Genomic DNA, 17,786 nt, shown 5'->3' with positions numbered 1-17,786 from the left:
GCCAGTGGCTATACGGATCAGACCTTGGGTGGCCCGGGATAGCCGCAATGGGCCCAGGATTCGGCGCGGGTGTACCAGGCCATCATCACCAGTTGCAGCAATGAGGCATGGCCCATGCGCAGCAGGGACAGGTAGCTGTTTTCCCAGCGGCTGAGGAAGTTGCGGATGTCGTCCGCGCTGGCGTTTTCCCAACTGCCCCAGATCCCCGTCAGCGGGCCGCGAGTCACCGCCATGCCGAGCACATCGAACAACTGCTGAGTGAGCTTGAACATTTCCGGCGACAGGTGATTGAGCGCGTTGTCGAGGTTGGCCAGGGTACCGGCGACGGCAGCGGGCATCTTGCCCGCGGCCACCGACCCTTCGAGCATCACCGGGATCAGCGCCCTCAGGAACGGCAGGTCATTGCTGCGCAGCAGGGCAAAACCGCTGGCAGGAGTACTGGCGGAGCAACCGCTGAGGCTCGCGCCGAGCCCGGCGGTAGCCAGGAAAGCGCTGGCGCAGAGGCCGATTTTCAGCAGGCCGCGCCGTGACAGCGCAGGTGTTTCAGACAGGCTAGGGGTCATTATTGTTATTACCCGGCGATGTACTGGTTAACGAATGAACAGCTTCTGGATGAGTTTCTGGATCGATTTTCCATAAGGCGGGTAGATCAGGCGGGCGGCGTTGAAGCGCTGCTTGATGAATACCCCTTTGGCCTTGCTGAAGGTCAGGAAACCTTCGTGACCATGGTAGTGACCCATGCCGGAAGGGCCGATCCCGCCAAACGGCAGGTCGTCCTGGGCTACGTGCAGCAGGGTGTCGTTGAGGCACACGCCGCCGGAGTGGGTTTCGTCGAGCACCCTTTGTTGCTCGGCCTTGTCATAACCGAAGTAGTACAGCGCCAGCGGCCGCGGTCGCTGGGTGATGTAGGCAAAGGCCTGGTCCAGGGTCTTGTAGGGCACGATGGGCAGGATCGGGCCGAAGATCTCGTCCTGCATCACGGTCATATCGTCGCTGACATTCAGCAGCAGGCTATGGCCCAGGCGCCGTTCCTGGCTCTGCTCGAACAGCGGTACCAGCAGCGCACCCTTGCTGGTGGCGTCGCTCAGGTAGCTGTTGAGTCGTACCAACTGGCGCTGGTTGATGATCGCGGTGTAGTCGGGGTTGTCGGCCAGGGTCGGGAAGAAGCTGCGCACGGCCTGGCGATAGGCTTCGACAAATGAACCGACGCGCTCTTCCGGCACCAGTACGTAGTCCGGAGCAACGCAGGTTTGCCCGGCATTCATGGTCTTGCCGAAGGCGATGCGTTCGGCGGCGTCCTTCAGGGGCACGGTGTTGGAGACAATGGCCGGGGACTTGCCGCCCAACTCCAGGGTCACCGGGGTCAGGTTCTCTGCCGCGGCGCGCATCACGTGCTTGCCGATGCTGGTGGCGCCGGTGAACAGCAGGTGATCGAAGCGCAGCTTGGAGAAGGCCATGCCGACTTCGGCCTCGCCGAGCACCACGCACACCAGGTCCTCGGGGAACACCCGGGCCAGCAGCTGCTTCAGCAGTTGGCCGGTGGCCGGGGTCGATTCGCTGAGCTTGAGCATCACCCGATTACCAGCGGCAAGCGCACCCACCAGCGGGCCCATGCACAGGTACAGCGGGTAGTTCCACGGCACGATGACGCCCACCACCCCCAGCGGTTGATAGACCACCTTGGCCGAGGCCGGCTGGAAGGCCAGGCCCACGGCGCGGCGCGACGGCTTCATCCAGCCCTTCAGGTGTTTGCGCGCGTAGTGGATGCCATGCAGGCTCGGCATCAGTTCTGCCAGCAGGGTTTCGTCGGCGCTGCGGTTGCTGAAGTCCTGGCTGATGGCGTCGATCAGCGCCTGGCGTTCGCTGTTCAGCAAGTCCTGCAATGACTTGAGCCATTGCAGGCGTTGCGCGGCAGGCGGCATCGGATGGGCGGCAAAGGCCCGGCGTTGAGCTTCGAACAGCTCCAGTAGCGCGTCCTGTTGCTGAAGGGAATCCTGCAGGTAAGCGATGTCGGCAGACATGGACGGGCTCCGGTTTTTATTGGCTGGCTAGTTTTTAGAGCTTATGCTCTAAATTGTCAATTGCCATCCTGTGCCGCTCGTGATTTATCCCCAGGGGGATAGACCGTAAGATGCACGCCAGCCTTCTGATTAAAGCCCAAGCCCATGGCCCCACGCATAAAAACCCGCGAACGCATCGTTCAGTTCAGCCTCGAGCTCTTCAACCAGCAGGGTGAACGCAACGTCAGCACCAACCATATTGCGGCGCACATGGAGATTTCTCCGGGCAACCTGTATTACCACTTCCCCAACAAGCAGGCGATTATCGCCGTGCTGTTTGCCGAATATGAAAGCCTGGTGGACAGCTTCCTGCGTCCGCCACCCGGGCGCGCGGTCACCGTCGAAGACAAGCGCTACTACCTGCAGGCGCTGCTGGCGGCCATGTGGCGCTACCGTTTCCTGCACCGCGACCTGGAACACCTGCTGGACAGTGACGCCGAACTGGCGGCGCGCTATCGGCGCTTTTCCCAGCGCTGCCTGATCCAGGGCATGGCCATCTACGGGCGCTTCGTCGAGGCCGGGATCGTTGCCATGGACAAGGTGCAGATCGAATCCCTGACCCTCAACGCCTGGATCATCCTCACATCCTGGGTGCGCTTTCTGTGCACCACTCGGGAAAGCTCCACGCACTTGAGCGAGGAAGCGATCAAGCGCGGCGTCTATCAGGTGTTGGTGCTGGAGGCCGGGTTTGTTACCGATCAGGCCCGGGAGGCAGTCAATGGCCTGTTCGAAGAGTTTTACGTGCCCCTGGCCCAAGCCCTGGAAGAAGTGCAGTAGGATCAACCTCCAACTTATTCACAGGAGCCCGCCATGCCCCTCGCGCAGTTGATCAGCCCGCTAGCCCTGGACCAGAAGAAACAGCAACCCGGCCTGGTGATTCTGGATTGTCGCTTTGCCCTGGAGGACCCGGATTACGGACAGCGCAGCTATGCCGAAGGGCATATTGCCGGGGCGCATTTTGCCGATCTGGAGCGCGACCTCAGTGGGCCGGTGAGCAAGGGCGTGACCGGTCGGCATCCCTTGCCGACGCCGACGCAACTGGTGACGCGCTTGCAGGCCTGGGGCATCGACAACCAGAGCGAGATCGTGTTGTACGACGATGGCCCCGGGGCTTTTGCTGCCCGTGCCTGGTGGTTGCTGGCCTGGCTCGGCAAGCGTGATGGAGTGTTCATTCTTGATGGCGGCTTGAAAGCCTGGCACGCCGCCGGCCTGCCTCTGAGCCTGGATCCACCGGAAACGCTGCCGGGGCAGTTCAGCGGCCAGCCGGACAACAGCCTGTTGCTGGATGCCGAGCACCTGCAACGGCGCCTGGGTCAGCCTGACCTGACCCTGCTGGATGCCCGCGGCTTGCCGCGCTTTCGTGGTGAAGTGGAGCCTATCGACCCGGTGGCCGGGCATATTCCCGGGGCGCAATGCGCAGCCTTCACCGACAACCTGGGCAGCGACGGGCGTTTCCTGCCACCTGAGCAGCTCAAGCAGCGTTTTGCCGAGAAGCTCGCGGGCCGCTCCCCGGAGCAATTGGTGGCCTACTGCGGTTCTGGCGTGACCGCCTGCCACAACCTGTTTGCCCTGTGTCTGGCCGGATACCCCTTGGGCAGCCTGTACGCCGGTTCCTGGAGCGAATGGATCACCGATCCGCAGCGGGCTGTTGCCACCGGCGACTGAACCCGATGTGGTTGGGGGCGCGAAGGAACAAGTGCCCGCGCCACGGCCGTTGCCGCGTCAGGTGGCCTGCAGTGCACTGCGGTAGGCCGCTGGCGCTACGCCGTAAACCTGCTTGAACTGCCGACTGAGGTGACTCTGGTCGGCAAACCCCAACTGAGTCGCGACTTCCAGCGGCAGGCAACCGTCGCGCAACAAGGCTCGGGCCTTGGCGATGCGTTGCTGCATCAGCCAGGTATGGGGCGGAATCCCCGTGGCCCGGCGGAACACTCGGGCAAAGTGGAACGGTGACAGATTCACGGCTGCGGCCAATTCCTCCAGTGACGGCGGTGCCGCCAATTGCGCCCGCAGCAACTCCTTGGCTTGCACAATCGCCCGGTGTTCCTGCCCAGGTTCACCCGGTGCCTTGACCGCAGCGTGTCGCTGCAACAGCAGAAGCAGCATTTCCCGCCACTGGGTCTGCTGTTGCAGGGCTGTGGCCGGGCTTTCCAGCAGATGGTGCAAACGGGCGAAGCCGCTGACCAGATCCGCATCGCGGTACAGCGTCGCCCCAAAGGTCGGCAGGCTGCCGCTGGGCAGTTCCAACTCCTCCAGTAAACCGAGAATCTGTTGGTTGTCGGGGTAGAAGGCCCGATACAGCCAGCCGTCTTCGGCGCCTTTGGCCCCGGTGTGCAGCTCATCCGGATTGATCAGCACCAGGGTGCCGCTGCCTGCCAGGTGCTCGGCGCCGCGATAACGGTAGCGCTGGGCCCCGGCCATGATCATGCCGATCACATAGCCGTCATGCACATGGGGCACGAAGCGCTGTTCGATATACCGCGCAGCCAGAAGTTCTACCCCCGCCAGGGGCGCGGCCTGCCAGAAACGGATCGACTCCCGGGCGGACTTATCCATGGCGGCCCAGCTCTGACAGCCATTGCGGAATGCGCCGTTCCAGGTAGTAGCTGGGGCGTTTCAGCGTGCCTTCGACAAAACCCACGTGGCCGCCCCGGGCCTGAAGTTCGAATTGGGTACTGGCGGACAGCTCGGCGGCTTCGGGCAGGCTGTGAGGAAATACGAACGGATCGTCCGCCGCCTGAATGATCAGGGTCGGGGTGCGGATCTCGCCGAGGAAATAGCGGCTGGAAGCGCGACGGTAATAGTCCTGGGCATCAGCGAACCCATGCAGTGGCGCGGTGACCCGGCCATCGAAGTCCCAGAAGGTCCGCATCTTTTCCAGCGAGCCGAGCTGCGCCAGGGTCGCCAGGCCTTCGTGGCGACCGTCGTGCTGGAACTGGCGCTGCTTGTCCTTGATGTAGGCCAGCATCTCGCGCATGAAGTGCGCCTGATAGACCTTGGAAAAGCCCTGGCCGATGCGGTCCGCGCATTGATCCAGGCGAAACGGCACCGACACCGCCGCGGCCCCTTGCAACGGGCTGTTGCTGCCGCTTTCCCCCAGGTACTTGAGCAGCACATTGCCCCCCAGGGAATAACCCACCGCGTACAGCGGCGCTTGGGGACGCTTGGCTCGCAGGTGGGCGATGGCCGAGGCCAGGTCTTCGCTGGCGCCGGAGTGATAGCTGCGGGGCAGCAGATTGGGTTCGCCGGAGCAGCCGCGCCAGTTCAGTGCTGCACTGGCCCAGCCCTGGGCCGCCAAGGTCTTTTGCAGGCCGGCGACATAAGGCGAGTTGGAGGAGCCGGTCAGGCCATGCAGCACCAGTACCAGCGGCGCCTCGGCGCTATGGGGCCCGTGCCAGTCAAGATCGAGAAAGTCGCCGTCTTCCAGCCACAGGCGCTCGCGCTGGCGCTCAAGGTGAGTAGTCGGGCGCCACAGCGGGCCCCACAGGGTTTGCAGGTGCGGGTTGCCCAGGCCGAAGGCAGGGATAAAGCGATCAGGCGAATCAGCCACGGGAAGGGTCTCGATGCGGCGGTGCGCAGCCCGGGCGGGCTACGCATCTGTTACGGCCGAGGTAAAGAACCGGTTCAGGATCTGCTGCGCTTGGCTCACGGGGCATCAAAAATGCCTTCGATATACCCACTCTTGCCCTTGAACTGCGCTTTCTCGGCCATTTTTGCCTTGCCTGAGCGTCGCTCGCTAGAGCCTCAACGGGTTCTAAGCGGCGCTCTCAGCCATACGTTGCCACAACGAGTAATACACCTGCCCGGATTTTTGTTCACGGTGCAGGCGCCAGCGCCCGGGCAGGCCCAGGGTTGACGGCGGGGTTTCGCTTTCGGTGTAGATCCAGGCGTCTTCCGCCAGCCAGCCGCGCTCTTCCAGCAGGGCGCAGGCCGCGGGCAGCAGGTTCTGGTTGAACGGCGGGTCGAGGAATGCCAGGTCGTAGGGCGTCGCCGGTTGGGTTTCCAGGTAGCGCAGGGCGTCGGCGGTCTGCGCCTGGCCTACGGTGCAGTGCAGGGTGCCCAGGTGCTCGCGCAGGCTGGAGATCGCGACGTTGTTGCTGTCCAGGGCCAGGCCCGTGGCGGCGCCACGGGACAGGGCTTCGAGGAATACCGCGCCGCTGCCGGCGAACAGGTCGATGACCTTGGCTCCGGCGACATGAGGCGCGAGCCAGTTGAACAGGGTTTCGCGCACCCGGTCCGGAGTCGGCCGCAGCCCCGGCAGGTCGGGGAAGCTCAGCTTACGGCTGCGCCATTCGCCGCCGATGATGCGCAGCTGGCCCACACCGTTGTGCTGGTTGTGGACGGGTTTCTTGCTGGGACGGGCTGGACGGGCCATTAGTGCTCCGGAACCCCGAGCGGCTGCTCGGTGGGTTTGTCAGTGGGGGGCGGCAACGGCTTTTGCGCGACGGTAGGACCGGCGCTGACAATGACCATCTTGTCGACGCTCAGGTGTTTGTTCATGGCGGCCTTGACCTGTTCCACCGTCAGCTCCTGGGATTGACGCATGAAGTCTTCCAGGTAGCTCAACGGCAGATTGTAGAAACCCATGGCCCCCAGCTGGCCGACGATATCGGCGTTGCTGGCGGTGGACAGTGGGAAGCTGCCGGCCAGTTCACGCTTGGCGTCGTCCAGTTCCTTCTGGGTCGGGCCGTTCTTCAGGTAGTCGGCGAACACGTCCTGCACCAGCTTCAAGGTGCCCTCACTCATTTCTGCACGGGTCTGCAGGTTGATCATGAACGGGCCGCGGGCCTGCATCGGGGTAAAGCCGGAGTAGACGCCGTAGGTGAGGCCGCGCTTCTCGCGGACTTCGCTCATCAGTCGGGTGCCGAAACCGCCACCGCCGAGGATCTGGTTGCCCAGGGACACTGCGGCGTAATCCGGATCGTCACGGTCGATCCCCAGTTGCGCCAGCATCAGGTTGGTCTGGCTTGACGGGAACTCGATATGGCCGACGCTGGCCTTGGGTTCAACGGGTTGCTCGATCTTCGCCAGGGCCGGGCCCTTGGGCAGTGCAGCGGAAACCTGCGCGGCAATCGCCTCGGCGTCGCTGCGCGAGAGGTCGCCCACCAGCGCGATCACCACGTTGCCGGCGGCATAGGCCTTGGCATGAAAGGCCTGCAACTGCGCCAGGGTGATGCCCGGAACGCTCTTGGCATTGCCTTCGCTGGGATGAGCATAGGGATGGTTGCCGTACAGGCGCTGCATCAGTTCCAGGCTGGCCAGTTTGCCGGGGTTCTGCTTCTGGTACTCGAAGCCGGCGAGCAACTGGTTCTTGATTCGTGCCAGGGAGTCGGCGGGGAAGGTCGGCTTGCCCACCACTTCGGCGAACAGTTTCAGCGCCGGCTGGCGTTTATCCACAGCGCTGAGACTGCGCAGCGAGACCACGGCCATGTCCTTGTAGGCGCCGTTGCCGATATCCGCGCCCAGGCTTTCAAAGCCCCGGGCGATGGCGCCAACGTCCTTGCCGGCCACGCCTTCGTTGAGCATGGCGTTGGTCAGCAGGGCCAGGCCGGAGGTGTTGCCATCCTGGCTGCTGCCAGCGGCGAAGATCAGGCGCATGTCGAACATCGGCAGCTCGCGGGCCTCGACGAACAGCACCTTGGCGCCTTCGGCGGTGTTCCAGGTTTGCACATTGAGGTCGCGATGGCTGGGGGCCTTGCCATCCAGCTCGGCCAGGGATTGCAGCTTCTGGCTGGACTTGGCGTTGTCCAGGGCCTGGCTGGCATTGGATTCGCCGGAGCGCGACAGGTACAGGCCACCGGCAGTGAGCAGGGCCACCAGGGCCAGGCCCAGCAGGATCGGTGAAGCATTCTTGCGCTTACTCATGAGCGGACTCCTCAGGCAGTACATGGGCCACGCTCATACGCTCCCGAGTGAAATAAGTGCGGGCGGCCTTCTGGATGTCTTCCGGGGTCACGCCTTGCAGTTCCGCCAGCTCGGTGTCCATCAGTTTCCACGACAGGCCGACGGTTTCCAGCTGGCCGATGGCAGTGGCCTGGCTGGTGATCGAGTCACGCTCGTAGACCAGCCCGGCGATGACCTGGGCCCGTACTCGCTCCAGTTCTTCGGCGGAGGGCGGGGTGGTTTTCAACTGGTCCAGCAAGCGCCACAGCCCGGCTTCGGCCTGGGCGATGGTTTTCTTCTTCTGGCTGTTGGGGGTGGCCGAAAGCATGAACAGGCTGTCGCCGCGGGTGTAGGCGTCGTAACCGGTGGAGCCGCCGGACAGCAGCTCTTCGCCGCGCTCCAGCTGAGTCGGGATACGAGCGCTGTAGCCACCGTCCAGCAGGGCCGCCGCCAGGCGCAGGGCATTCACCGAGCGCTTGTCCTCGGCAGTGGCGATGCTGGGTACGTTGAAGGCCAGCATCAGGCTCGGCAGTTGGGTCTTCACGTGCAGGGTGATCAGGCGCTCGCCGGGCTCGGCCAGTTCCATGGGGATCTTCGCCGGCGGCACGTCACGCTTGGGGATCGCACCGAAATAGCGCTGGGCCAGGGTTTTCACCTCGTCCGGGGTGACGTCGCCGACCACCACCAGGGTGGCGTTGTTCGGTACGTACCAGGCCTGGTACCAGTGGCGCAGTTCCTCGACCTTCATCCGGTTCAGGTCGGCCATCCAGCCGATGGTCGGGGTGTGGTAGCCGCTGGCCGGGTAGGCCATTGCCTTGAAGCGTTCATAGGCCTTGGACATCGGCTTGTCGTCAGTGCGCAGGCGACGTTCTTCCTTGATCACTTCGATCTCGCGGCTGAACTCGTCGGCCGGCAGGCGCAGGCTGGCCATGCGATCGGCTTCCAGTTCCAGGGCCACGCCCAGGCGGTCGCGGGCCAGTACCTGGTAATAAGCGGTGAAGTCGTCACTGGTGAAGGCGTTCTCTTCGGCACCCAGGTCCCGCAGGATCAACGAGGCTTCGCCGGGGCCGACTTTCTCGCTGCCCTTGAACATCATGTGTTCCAGGGCGTGGGACAAACCGGTCTGGCCCGGGGTTTCGTAGCTGGAACCGACCTTGTACCAGACCTGGGAGACCACCACGGGGGCGCGATGATCTTCACGGACGATGACCTTGAGGCCGTTGTCGAGGGGGAATTCGTGGGTGGGTTGCGGGTCGGCAGCCAGGGCTGCAAGGGGCAGACAAACTGTGCTGAGCAGCAGGCCTGCGGCGCGGCGGGCTAGAGCATTCATTCGTTTTTAAACCTGTTGGGCTGCCCGCGTGTTCTTAGCGTCGGCGGGCGAGGAGGTGCTAGGATACTGATCCGTTTTACTGGCGGCCACGCCTATCAGGTCTTCGCGGATCAGGATGTGCTTGAGCAGGTTGTATGAGTTACCGGCAAGAGGCGCGGTTTTATCCGCTAAACTTCGCTCTTTCGCCGATTTTGCCGTTCCAGTCCTAAGTAAAGTCGAGCCTTGAGGTGCTATTGAGCACTTCGACAAAATGTTGCGCGTGAACAAGCTGGGTTAATCGTAGTCTGTTCTGCATCGAATATTTATTTGCCGAGGCGCCCACTGGCGCATCGCTACCTTGAGATAGCCGTCCTCCATGTTTGGTTCCAACGACGACAAAAAGACCCCAGCCGCGGCTGGCGAGAAGAAAGGCCTGTTCGGATGGCTGCGTAAAAAACCGCAGGAAGCCGTTGTCGAACAACCACAAGTTCTTGTTGAGCCTGCCGCGGCACCTGTTGCCGAGCCTGCTCCGAGCATTGCACCTGCCGAGCCGGTGGTACTGCCGCTGGCCGAGCCTGTGCTGCAACCTCAAGTCGAGCCAGAGCCGGCGCCGATGCTCGCGGCCGAACTGCCGCTGACCCCGAGCCCGGAGCACAAGCCCTGGCTGACCTTGCCGGTGGCGGAAGAACCGGTGGCATTGGTGGAAGAGGTGCAACTGGAGCATGTGACGCCGCCGATTCCGGCCGTGACGGCAAGTCCTGTGCAGGTTGTTGTCCAGGAGCCTGTGGTTGCAGCGGCTCCGGTGATAGACGTTCAAGCTCCAGTAGCCCCCGCATTCGTTGCCCCCGAGCCTGTTGCTCCTGCTCCTGCTCCTGCTCCTGCTCCTGCTCCTGCTCCTGCTCCTGCTCCTGCTCCTGCTCCTGCTCCTGCTCCTGCTCCTGTAGCTGAACTGGCGGCGGTGTCGGCACCAGAGCCCGAGCCAGTTGCCGAGCCGGCACGCAGTGAGGAGAACAAGGTCGGTTTCTTCGCCCGTCTCAAGCAGGGTCTGTCCAAGACCAGTAGTAGCATCGGCGAGGGCATGGCCAGCCTGTTCCTCGGCAAGAAAGCCATCGACGACGAGTTGCTGGAAGACCTGGAAACCCGCCTGCTGACCGCTGACGTCGGGGTTGAAGCCACGTCGGTGATCATCCAGAACCTGACCCAGAAAGTCGCCCGCAAGCAGCTTACCGATTCGGATGCGCTGTACACCTCGCTGCAGGCCGAACTGACCGGCATGCTCAAGCCGGTAGAGCAGCCGCTGAAGATCGTCGCGCAAAACAAGCCCTTCGTGATCCTGGTGGTGGGCGTCAACGGTGCTGGCAAGACCACCACCATCGGCAAACTGGCGAAAAAGCTGCAGCTGGAAGGCAAGAAAGTCATGCTCGCCGCCGGCGACACCTTCCGGGCCGCGGCTGTGGAGCAACTGCAGGTCTGGGGCGAGCGCAACAAGATCCCGGTGATCGCGCAGCACACCGGTGCCGACTCGGCCTCGGTGATCTTCGATGCGGTGCAGGCAGCCAAGGCGCGCAACATCGATGTGTTGATCGCCGACACTGCGGGTCGCCTGCACACCAAAGACAATCTGATGGAAGAGCTGAAGAAGGTCCGCCGGGTGATCGGCAAGCTCGACGCCGACGCGCCCCACGAGGTGCTGCTGGTGCTCGACGCCGGTACTGGCCAGAACGCCATTAACCAGGCCAAGCAATTCAACCAGACCGTGGCCCTGACTGGCCTGGCCCTGACCAAGCTCGACGGCACCGCCAAGGGCGGGGTGATCTTTGCCCTGGCCAAGCAATTCGGCCTGCCGATCCGCTACATCGGCGTTGGCGAAGGCATCGATGACTTGCGCACTTTTGAAGCAGAACCCTTTGTCCAGGCACTGTTTGCCGAGCGGGAGCGTTCATGATTCGTTTCGAACAGGTCGGTAAGCGCTATCCCAACGGCCACGTCGGCCTGCATGAGCTGAGCTTTCGCGTCCGTCGCGGCGAATTCCTGTTTGTCACCGGCCATTCCGGCGCCGGCAAGAGCACCTTGCTGCGCCTGCTGTTGGCCATGGAGCGCCCGACCACTGGCAAATTGTTGCTGGCTGGCCAGGACCTTGGGCAGATCAGCAATGCGCAGATCCCGTTCCTGCGCCGGCAGATCGGCGTGGTGTTCCAGAATCACCAACTGTTGTTCGATCGCACAGTGTTCAACAACATCGCCTTGCCGCTGCAGATCCTGGGCCTGTCCAAGGCGGAAATCGCCAAGCGCGTGGACTCGGCCCTGGAGCGTGTAGCACTGTCGGATAAAACCGATCTCTACCCTGGCGACCTGTCCACCGGCCAGCAACAACGCGTCGGCATCGCCCGGGCCATCGTGCATCGCCCGGCGCTGCTGTTGGCAGACGAACCCACCGGTAACCTCGACCCGCGCCTTGCGGCGGAAATCATGGGCGTCTTTGAAGATATCAACCGCCTGGGGACCAGCGTGCTGATCGCCAGTCACGATCTGGCGCTGATCGCCCGCATGCGCCACCGCATGCTGACCCTGCAACGCGGTCGCTTGATCGGCGATGGGGAGGCCGGCGTATGAGTGCCACACGTACCCCAAAAGTGGCGGAGCGCGTAGCGCCCAAGGCGTCCGAAGCACCGCCGCCAAAGAAAAAACGCGACGAAGACGACGGCCCGGATTTTGGCACTCTGCTGCGAGCGTGGATGGAAAGTCACCGCGCCAGTCTGCTGGACAGCCTGCGGCGCCTGGGCAAGCAGCCCATCGGCAGCTTCTTTACCTGCCTGGTGATGGCGGTGGCCCTGAGCCTGCCCATGGGCCTGTCGTTGTTACTGAACAATGTCGAGCGCCTGGGCGGTTCCTGGCAGCGCGCGGCGCAGATCTCGCTGTACCTGGACCTGGGCGCCTCTGGTGTCGAGGGCGAGAAGCTCAGCGAAGAGATCAAGGGCCTGCCCGGCGTGGCGGATGCCGAGTTCATCAGCAAGGAAAAGGCCCTGGAAGAGTTCCAGCAGCAGTCCGGGCTGGGCGAGGCATTGCGCGAGTTGCCCCATAACCCGCTGCCGGGCGTGGTGCTGGTGACGCCCAACGAAGTGGACAAGGCGACGCTTGAAGCCTTGCGTCAGCGCCTGGCGGAAATGCCCAAGGTGCAACTGGCGCAGTTGGACCTGGTATGGGTCGAGCGCTTGGCGGCCATCCTCAAGCTGGGAGACCGGTTTGTCTTCGGTCTGACCGTGCTGCTGGTTTCTGCATTACTTTTGGTGATAGGCAATACCATTCGTCTTCATATTGAAAACCGCCGCACAGAGATAGAAGTGATTAAACTCGTCGGCGGCACGGACAGCTATGTTCGTCGGCCCTTCCTTTATATGGGCGCGCTGTATGGTTTTGGCGCGGGGATTCTGTCCTGGGGCGTGTTGGCGTTCGGCCTGAACTGGTTGAACGATGCGGTAATCGGTCTGGCTGGTTTGTACGGCAGTGATTTTGCCCTTGCGGGTGTGCCGGTTGCCGATGGTCTGTCGCTCTTGCTAGGGGCGGTACTGTTGGGTTATATCGGTGCGTGGATTGCGGTGGCCCGCCACCTGAGGGAGCTGGCACCGAAGTAGTGTCTTTTTGCTTGTATTGACCTTTCAGTGTTTATGGGAACTTGTTTCGCGGTTTCCGGTCAATTTTCGCAGTGCCTAATGGCACGAGTTATGTGAGTCGGAGGTTTTTTCGTATGACCACTTCTTTGCAACCTGCTTACGCATTGGTTCCAGGCGCAAACCTGGAGGCTTATGTACACACGGTAAACAGCATTCCATTGCTGACCCCGGAGCAGGAGCGTGAACTGGCCGAGAGTCTCTACTATGAGCAGGATCTTGAGGCGGCTCGGCAGATGGTGCTCGCCCACCTGCGTTTTGTCGTACATATCGCCCGTAGCTATTCCGGCTACGGGTTGGCCCAGGCTGACCTGATCCAGGAAGGCAACGTTGGCCTGATGAAAGCCGTGAAGCGCTTCAACCCCGAGATGGGTGTGCGTCTGGTGTCCTTTGCGGTGCACTGGATCAAGGCGGAGATTCACGAGTTCATCCTGCGTAACTGGCGGATTGTGAAGGTTGCGACCACCAAGGCGCAGCGCAAGCTGTTCTTCAACCTGCGCAGCCAGAAGAAACGTCTGGCCTGGCTGAACAACGAGGAAGTCCATCGCGTGGCGGAAAGCCTTGGCGTGGAACCCCGTGAAGTGCGCGAGATGGAGAGTCGCCTGACCGGTCAGGACATGGCCTTCGATCCGGCTGCCGAAGCGGATGACGACAGCGCCTTCCAGTCGCCGGCCAACTACTTGGAAGACCATCGCTACGATCCGGCGTTGCAGCTGGAAGACGCGGACTGGACTGACAACTCCACCAGCAACCTGCATGAAGCGCTGGAAGTGCTGGATGAGCGCAGTCGGGACATCCTCTATCAGCGTTGGCTGGCAGAGGAAAAAGCCACGCTGCATGACCTGGCGCAGAAGTACAACGTTTCGGCTGAGCGGATTCGTCAGCTGGAAAAGAGCGCGATGAACAAGCTGAAACTGTCCATCGCCGCTTAACGACTAAGCGTCATGCAAAACGCCCCGAGATGATCGGGGCGTTTTTGTTTCCGGGCTTGGTGCCGCGAGGCGGTGACCCGGAAAACCAGGACCTTCTGGTTTACTGGGCCCAAGGGGGCTGGCGTGTCTGGTTCAGGCGATTCAGGTAGTCGGCGCCACCCAGCTGGCTCATCTGCCGGCGGATCCAGCCGGCTCGTTGCTGGACATAGGTGCTCGGGCGTGCGGCGCTCCACACTCGTGGGTTGGGCAGGACTGCGGCCAGCAGGCTGGCCTGTTGTCGGGACAGATTGGCGGCGCTGGCGCCGAAGTGGTGGCGCGCGGCGGCCTCGGCGCCAAACACGCCTTCGTCCCATTCAGCGCTGTTGAGGTAGACCTCAAGGATCCGCTGTTTCGGCCAGAGCACTTCGATCAGTGCGGTGAACCAGGCTTCCAGGCCTTTGCGCAGGTAGCTGCGGCCGGACCACAGGAACAGGTTCTTCGACACTTGCTGGCTCAGGGTGCTGGCGCCACGGATCGAACCGCCACGCTCGTTGTGGGCGAAGGCCGCCTGGATCGCGTCGATATCGAAGCCCCAGTGCTCGGGGAATTTCTGGTCCTCACCGGCAATCACCGCAACCTTGAGATCGTCGGAGATTTCGTCCCAGGGTTTCCAGGTGCGTTGCAGGTCGATGGGATCGTCGTCGATCCAGGATTCGATCTTGCGCTCGACCATCAGCGCGGTGCCCGGTGGTGGCACTACACGGAACAACAGCACCAGCAGGACGCTGGCGACGGCGAACCACATCAAGGCTTTTACAAGGCGACGAAACAGATAACGCAGCATAGAGATGGCTTGGCCGAACCCGTTGAGCGCGCCATTATACAGACCCTTTGTGCTGAATCTGACTGGAGTTCCTCATGTTGCGTGGCTTCCTGATGCTGGCCGCCTTTTTCGGTTTCACCGGGGTTGCCCTCGGGGCCTTCGCCGCCCACGGCCTGAAAAACCGCCTGAGCACGGAATACCTGGCTATTTTTCATACCGGCGTGACCTATCAGCTGGTGCATACCCTGGCGCTGTTCGGCGTCGCCCTGCTGGCGGCGCACATTCCCGGGCGCCTGGTGACCTGGGCCGGCGGAGCCTTCACCCTGGGCATCCTGCTGTTCTCCGGCAGCCTGTACCTGCTGACCCTGACCGGCATCAGCAAGCTGGGCATCATCACCCCCTTCGGCGGCGTTGCCTTCCTGGTCGGCTGGTTCCTGCTGGGGCTCGCCGCCTGGCGCCTGCAAGTCGCCGGCTGACGCTTGTAGCTGACCTTTAGGTCATGATCGGGCTAGAATGCTGGCCCCTAAAAATGATGGCGGCCTTGGCATGCGCATTCAGTTGAACGGTGAATCCCTTGAACTGCCCGACGGCTCGACCGTTGCGGCCCTGCTGAGCCATCTGGAACTGACCGGACGGCGGATCGCGGTGGAACTCAACCTGGATATCGTTCCGCGCAGCCAGCACGCCGAAACCGCCCTCAACGAGGGCGACCAGGTGGAAGTGGTTCACGCCATCGGTGGCGGCTAGTCACTGGCGTCAACCGCGCTGCTGCTTATCTGCGCAGCGCCCTGGCCCGATTCCGGGCCCACTCATGGACGACAGGCTTTCACCGGCCCCGGATCGAGGGTCACCAGCGCCCCGGGCCTGATACAGAATTCTGCAAGAACCTCACCCCAACAGAGGATTTCCGATGAGCAACGTTCGTAGTGACAAGCCTTTCGTCCTGGCCGGTCGGACGTACCAGTCGCGTTTGCTGGTAGGCACCGGCAAGTACCGCGACATGGAAGAAACCCGCCTGGCCATCGAGGCCTCGGGCGCCGAGATCGTCACCGTCGCCGTGCGCCGGACCAATATCGGCCAGAACCCGGGCGAACCGAACCTGCTGGATATCCTGCCGCCGGATCGCTACACCATCCTGCCCAATACCGCCGGTTGCTATGACGCGGTAGAAGCCGTGCGCACTTGCCGTCTGGCCCGTGAGCTGCTGGATGGCCACAACCTGGTGAAGCTGGAAGTACTGGCCGACCAGAAGACCTTGTTCCCCAACGTGCTGGAAACCCTCAAGGCCGCCGAAGTGCTGGTCAAGGAAGGGTTCGACGTGATGGTCTACACCAGCGATGACCCGATCATTGCTCGTCAGCTGGCGGAAATGGGCTGCATCGCGGTCATGCCTCTGGCCGGTCTGATCGGTACCGGGCTAGGGATCTGCAACCCCTACAACCTGCAGATCATCCTCGAAGAAGCCAAGGTCCCGGTGCTGGTGGATGCCGGTGTCGGTACTGCCTCCGATGCCACTATCGCCATGGAGCTGGGCTGTGAAGCGGTGCTGATGAACTCGGCGATTGCCCACGCGCAGCAGCCGATCATGATGGCCGAAGCCATGAAACACGCAATTGTCGCGGGCCGCCTGGCGTACCTCGCCGGTCGCATGCCGAAGAAACTCTATGCCAGCGCCTCCTCGCCGCTGGATGGTCTGATCAAGTAAGAGCCATTGATGACTGAATCAAACGACACGCCAATCGAGCCGGAAACCGGCGACGAGCGCCAACACCGCCGGATCAAGAGTTTCGTGATGCGTGCCGGGCGCATGACCGAAGGCCAGCAACGCGGCCTGGACCAGGGGACGCCACTGTACGTGCTGCCCCTGGCCGACGCGCCGGTGGATTACGACCAGGTATTCGGCCGTTCGGCGCCGCGCTCCCTGGAGATTGGCTTTGGCATGGGCCACTCGCTGCTGGAGATGGCGGCGGCGGCCCCGGAACAGGATTTCATCGGTGTAGAAGTTCACCGTCCGGGTGTCGGCGCGCTGCTCAATGGCGTGCTGACCCAGGGCCTGACCAACCTTCGGGTCTACGACTGCGATGCAATTGAAGTGCTCAACCGCTGCATCGCCGACAACAGTCTGGATCGCCTGATGCTGTTTTTCCCCGATCCTTGGCACAAGAGCCGGCACCACAAGCGTCGCATCGTCCAGGCGTCGTTTGCCGAATTGGTGCGCAGCAAGCTCAAGGTCGGTGGCGTCCTGCATATGGCCACCGACTGGGAGCCCTATGCCGAGTACATGCTGGAAGTGATGGACGTCGCTCCGGGCTATCGCAACCTGGCTGAAGACGGCAAGTGCGTGCCACGCCCTGCCGAGCGCCCGATCACCAAGTTCGAGCGTCGAGGCGAGCGCCTGGGCCATGGCGTGTGGGACCTGAAGTTCGAAAAGCTGGCCTGAGCCACGCAAACCCGCTGTTGTAGGAGCTGGCCGGGCGGCGTTCCGCTTGCCAGCGAAGGGGCCCGCAAGGACGCCTTCGCCAGCAAGCTGGTTCCTACAGGGCTTGGATGAAACCGACCGGCACCTGGTCGGTCAGCCACACCCCATTCTCTGCCTGATAGAACTTGAAGCCCTGGGCCTGCATGGCCTGTGCGGCGATCTGCAGGATCACCACCTTGCCGTAACGCTGCCCCACAGCCTTGGCGGTGTCGATTTCCTGGGACAGGTGCACGTGATGACGTGAACCGGGAATCAGCCCCTTTTCGTTGATTGAATCCATAAACCGTGTGGCGGTGCCGTGATAGAGGACGGCGGGCGGTTGCTTTTCCTCAAGCTGCAATTGCACGGTCTTGTTGGAATGCCCCTGGACTGCACGAATCCGCTGGCCGTCAGCGCAAAGGGCGAAGCGCTTCTTGTCGTTACCTTCGACCACCAGCGCGATCAGTTCCCGGCTCAGTTGCCGGCCGTCCTTGACCGCGCCGCTGATCAGCGCGTCGATATCGCCCCAGCCTTCGCTGTCCAGTTCCAGACCAATGGCCTGAGGCTCGTGGCGCAGCACGTAGCTGAGGAACTTGCTGGTGTCTTCGATGAGTTTCTTGCTCATGTTCATCCTTGATAACGGGGGGGCGTTAGATTGCGTTCGCCGGCAAGCC

General features: G+C 62.7%; 19 protein-coding genes. 10 read left to right on the top strand and 9 right to left on the bottom strand.

Annotated elements, in window-relative coordinates; genetic code table 11:
• Window positions 1-17 precede the first annotated feature (17 nt).
• Together GV818_RS02755 and GV818_RS02750 are read right to left on the bottom strand one after the other, a co-directional pair.
• Entirely contained in the window at window positions 18-563 is a 546-nt protein-coding gene (locus GV818_RS02755; protein ID WP_161758650.1) for a twin-arginine translocation pathway signal protein, read from the bottom strand.
• Between the two features lie 27 nt (window positions 564-590).
• Window positions 591-2,021: a coniferyl aldehyde dehydrogenase gene (locus GV818_RS02750; protein WP_161758649.1), complete on the bottom strand. Its 1,431-nt coding sequence runs from the start codon at window positions 2,019-2,021 to the stop codon at window positions 591-593.
• 144 nt (window positions 2,022-2,165) lie between these two features.
• Here GV818_RS02750 and GV818_RS02745 point away from each other — a divergent pair, with 144 nt between their 5' ends.
• Both GV818_RS02745 and GV818_RS02740 read left to right on the top strand, forming a co-directional pair.
• Window positions 2,166-2,837, top strand: a complete 672-nt coding sequence (locus GV818_RS02745) for a TetR/AcrR family transcriptional regulator (protein WP_161758648.1) — start codon at window positions 2,166-2,168, stop codon at window positions 2,835-2,837.
• Between the two features lie 33 nt (window positions 2,838-2,870).
• Window positions 2,871-3,725 carry a sulfurtransferase gene (locus GV818_RS02740; RefSeq protein ID WP_161775767.1) on the top strand — a complete coding sequence of 285 codons (855 nt, stop codon included), beginning with the start codon at window positions 2,871-2,873 and terminating at the stop codon, window positions 3,723-3,725.
• 57 nt (window positions 3,726-3,782) lie between these two features.
• Here GV818_RS02740 and GV818_RS02735 read toward each other — a convergent pair whose 3' ends face one another.
• The 5 genes from GV818_RS02735 to GV818_RS02715 form a co-directional block, all read right to left on the bottom strand.
• Window positions 3,783-4,616, bottom strand: coding sequence for an AraC family transcriptional regulator (locus tag GV818_RS02735; RefSeq protein WP_161758646.1), 834 nt, complete (start codon window positions 4,614-4,616; stop codon window positions 3,783-3,785).
• Entirely contained in the window at window positions 4,609-5,610 is a 1,002-nt protein-coding gene (locus GV818_RS02730) for a hydrolase (RefSeq protein ID WP_161758645.1), read from the bottom strand. Before GV818_RS02730 ends, GV818_RS02735 begins: the two co-directional genes overlap by 8 nt.
• A 204-nt stretch (window positions 5,611-5,814) precedes the next feature.
• Entirely contained in the window at window positions 5,815-6,435 is a 621-nt protein-coding gene (rsmD, locus tag GV818_RS02725) for a 16S rRNA (guanine(966)-N(2))-methyltransferase RsmD (RefSeq protein ID WP_161758644.1), read from the bottom strand.
• Window positions 6,435-7,925: a M16 family metallopeptidase gene (locus GV818_RS02720; protein ID WP_161758643.1), complete on the bottom strand. Its 1,491-nt coding sequence runs from the start codon at window positions 7,923-7,925 to the stop codon at window positions 6,435-6,437. Before GV818_RS02720 ends, rsmD begins: the two co-directional genes overlap by 1 nt.
• On the bottom strand, window positions 7,918-9,273 hold the full coding sequence (locus tag GV818_RS02715) for a M16 family metallopeptidase (protein ID WP_161775766.1): 1,356 nt from the start codon (window positions 9,271-9,273) through the stop codon (window positions 7,918-7,920). The genes GV818_RS02720 and GV818_RS02715 overlap by 8 nt, the downstream gene beginning before the upstream one ends.
• 355 nt (window positions 9,274-9,628) lie before the next feature.
• On the opposite strand from GV818_RS02715, the gene ftsY reads away from it, so the two are divergent.
• The 4 genes from ftsY to rpoH all read left to right on the top strand — a co-directional run bounded on the left by ftsY (window position 9,629) and on the right by rpoH (window position 13,852).
• Complete coding sequence (gene ftsY / locus GV818_RS02710; RefSeq protein WP_161775765.1) at window positions 9,629-11,197, top strand: signal recognition particle-docking protein FtsY; 1,569 nt, start codon at window positions 9,629-9,631, stop codon at window positions 11,195-11,197.
• Window positions 11,194-11,865 (top strand): cell division ATP-binding protein FtsE, encoded by a 672-nt coding sequence (gene ftsE / locus GV818_RS02705; protein ID WP_161758640.1) that lies wholly within the window; start codon window positions 11,194-11,196, stop codon window positions 11,863-11,865. The genes ftsY and ftsE overlap by 4 nt, the downstream gene beginning before the upstream one ends.
• The gene (gene ftsX / locus GV818_RS02700; protein WP_161758639.1) at window positions 11,862-12,884 is read left to right on the top strand and encodes a permease-like cell division protein FtsX; all 1,023 of its coding nucleotides are present in this window, start codon (window positions 11,862-11,864) and stop codon (window positions 12,882-12,884) included. The genes ftsE and ftsX overlap by 4 nt, the downstream gene beginning before the upstream one ends.
• Window positions 12,885-12,997: 113 nt before the next feature.
• Window positions 12,998-13,852, top strand: a complete 855-nt coding sequence (gene rpoH, locus GV818_RS02695) for an RNA polymerase sigma factor RpoH (protein WP_161758638.1) — start codon at window positions 12,998-13,000, stop codon at window positions 13,850-13,852.
• Window positions 13,853-13,952: 100 nt separating this feature from the next.
• On the opposite strand, the gene mtgA is transcribed toward rpoH, so the two are convergent.
• Window positions 13,953-14,675 carry a monofunctional biosynthetic peptidoglycan transglycosylase gene (mtgA, locus tag GV818_RS02690; RefSeq protein ID WP_161758637.1) on the bottom strand — a complete coding sequence of 241 codons (723 nt, stop codon included), beginning with the start codon at window positions 14,673-14,675 and terminating at the stop codon, window positions 13,953-13,955.
• 74 nt (window positions 14,676-14,749) lie between these two features.
• Here mtgA and GV818_RS02685 point away from each other — a divergent pair, with 74 nt between their 5' ends.
• From GV818_RS02685 to trmB, 4 genes are all read left to right on the top strand, one after another.
• Window positions 14,750-15,130: a DUF423 domain-containing protein gene (locus tag GV818_RS02685; protein WP_161758636.1), complete on the top strand. Its 381-nt coding sequence runs from the start codon at window positions 14,750-14,752 to the stop codon at window positions 15,128-15,130.
• Window positions 15,131-15,200: 70 nt separating this feature from the next.
• Complete coding sequence (gene thiS / locus GV818_RS02680; RefSeq protein ID WP_161758635.1) at window positions 15,201-15,401, top strand: sulfur carrier protein ThiS; 201 nt, start codon at window positions 15,201-15,203, stop codon at window positions 15,399-15,401.
• Window positions 15,402-15,564: 163 nt separating this feature from the next.
• On the top strand, window positions 15,565-16,359 hold the full coding sequence (locus GV818_RS02675; RefSeq protein ID WP_161758634.1) for a thiazole synthase: 795 nt from the start codon (window positions 15,565-15,567) through the stop codon (window positions 16,357-16,359).
• A 9-nt stretch (window positions 16,360-16,368) separates the two neighbouring features.
• Entirely contained in the window at window positions 16,369-17,094 is a 726-nt protein-coding gene (trmB, locus tag GV818_RS02670) for a tRNA (guanosine(46)-N7)-methyltransferase TrmB (protein ID WP_161758633.1), read from the top strand.
• A 94-nt stretch (window positions 17,095-17,188) separates the two neighbouring features.
• Here the strand turns inward: trmB and GV818_RS02665 are convergent, their stop codons facing one another.
• Window positions 17,189-17,737, bottom strand: a complete 549-nt coding sequence (locus tag GV818_RS02665; protein ID WP_161758632.1) for an RNA 2'-phosphotransferase — start codon at window positions 17,735-17,737, stop codon at window positions 17,189-17,191.
• Between the last annotated feature and the right edge of the window lie 49 nt (window positions 17,738-17,786).

It is taken from the genome of Pseudomonas sp. Fl4BN1, assembly GCF_009908285.1.
Taxonomy (GTDB): Bacteria; Pseudomonadota; Gammaproteobacteria; order Pseudomonadales; family Pseudomonadaceae; genus Aquipseudomonas.
The sequence above is the reverse complement of the archived record's forward strand: the minus strand, read 5'-3'. Positions and strand labels throughout refer to the sequence as shown.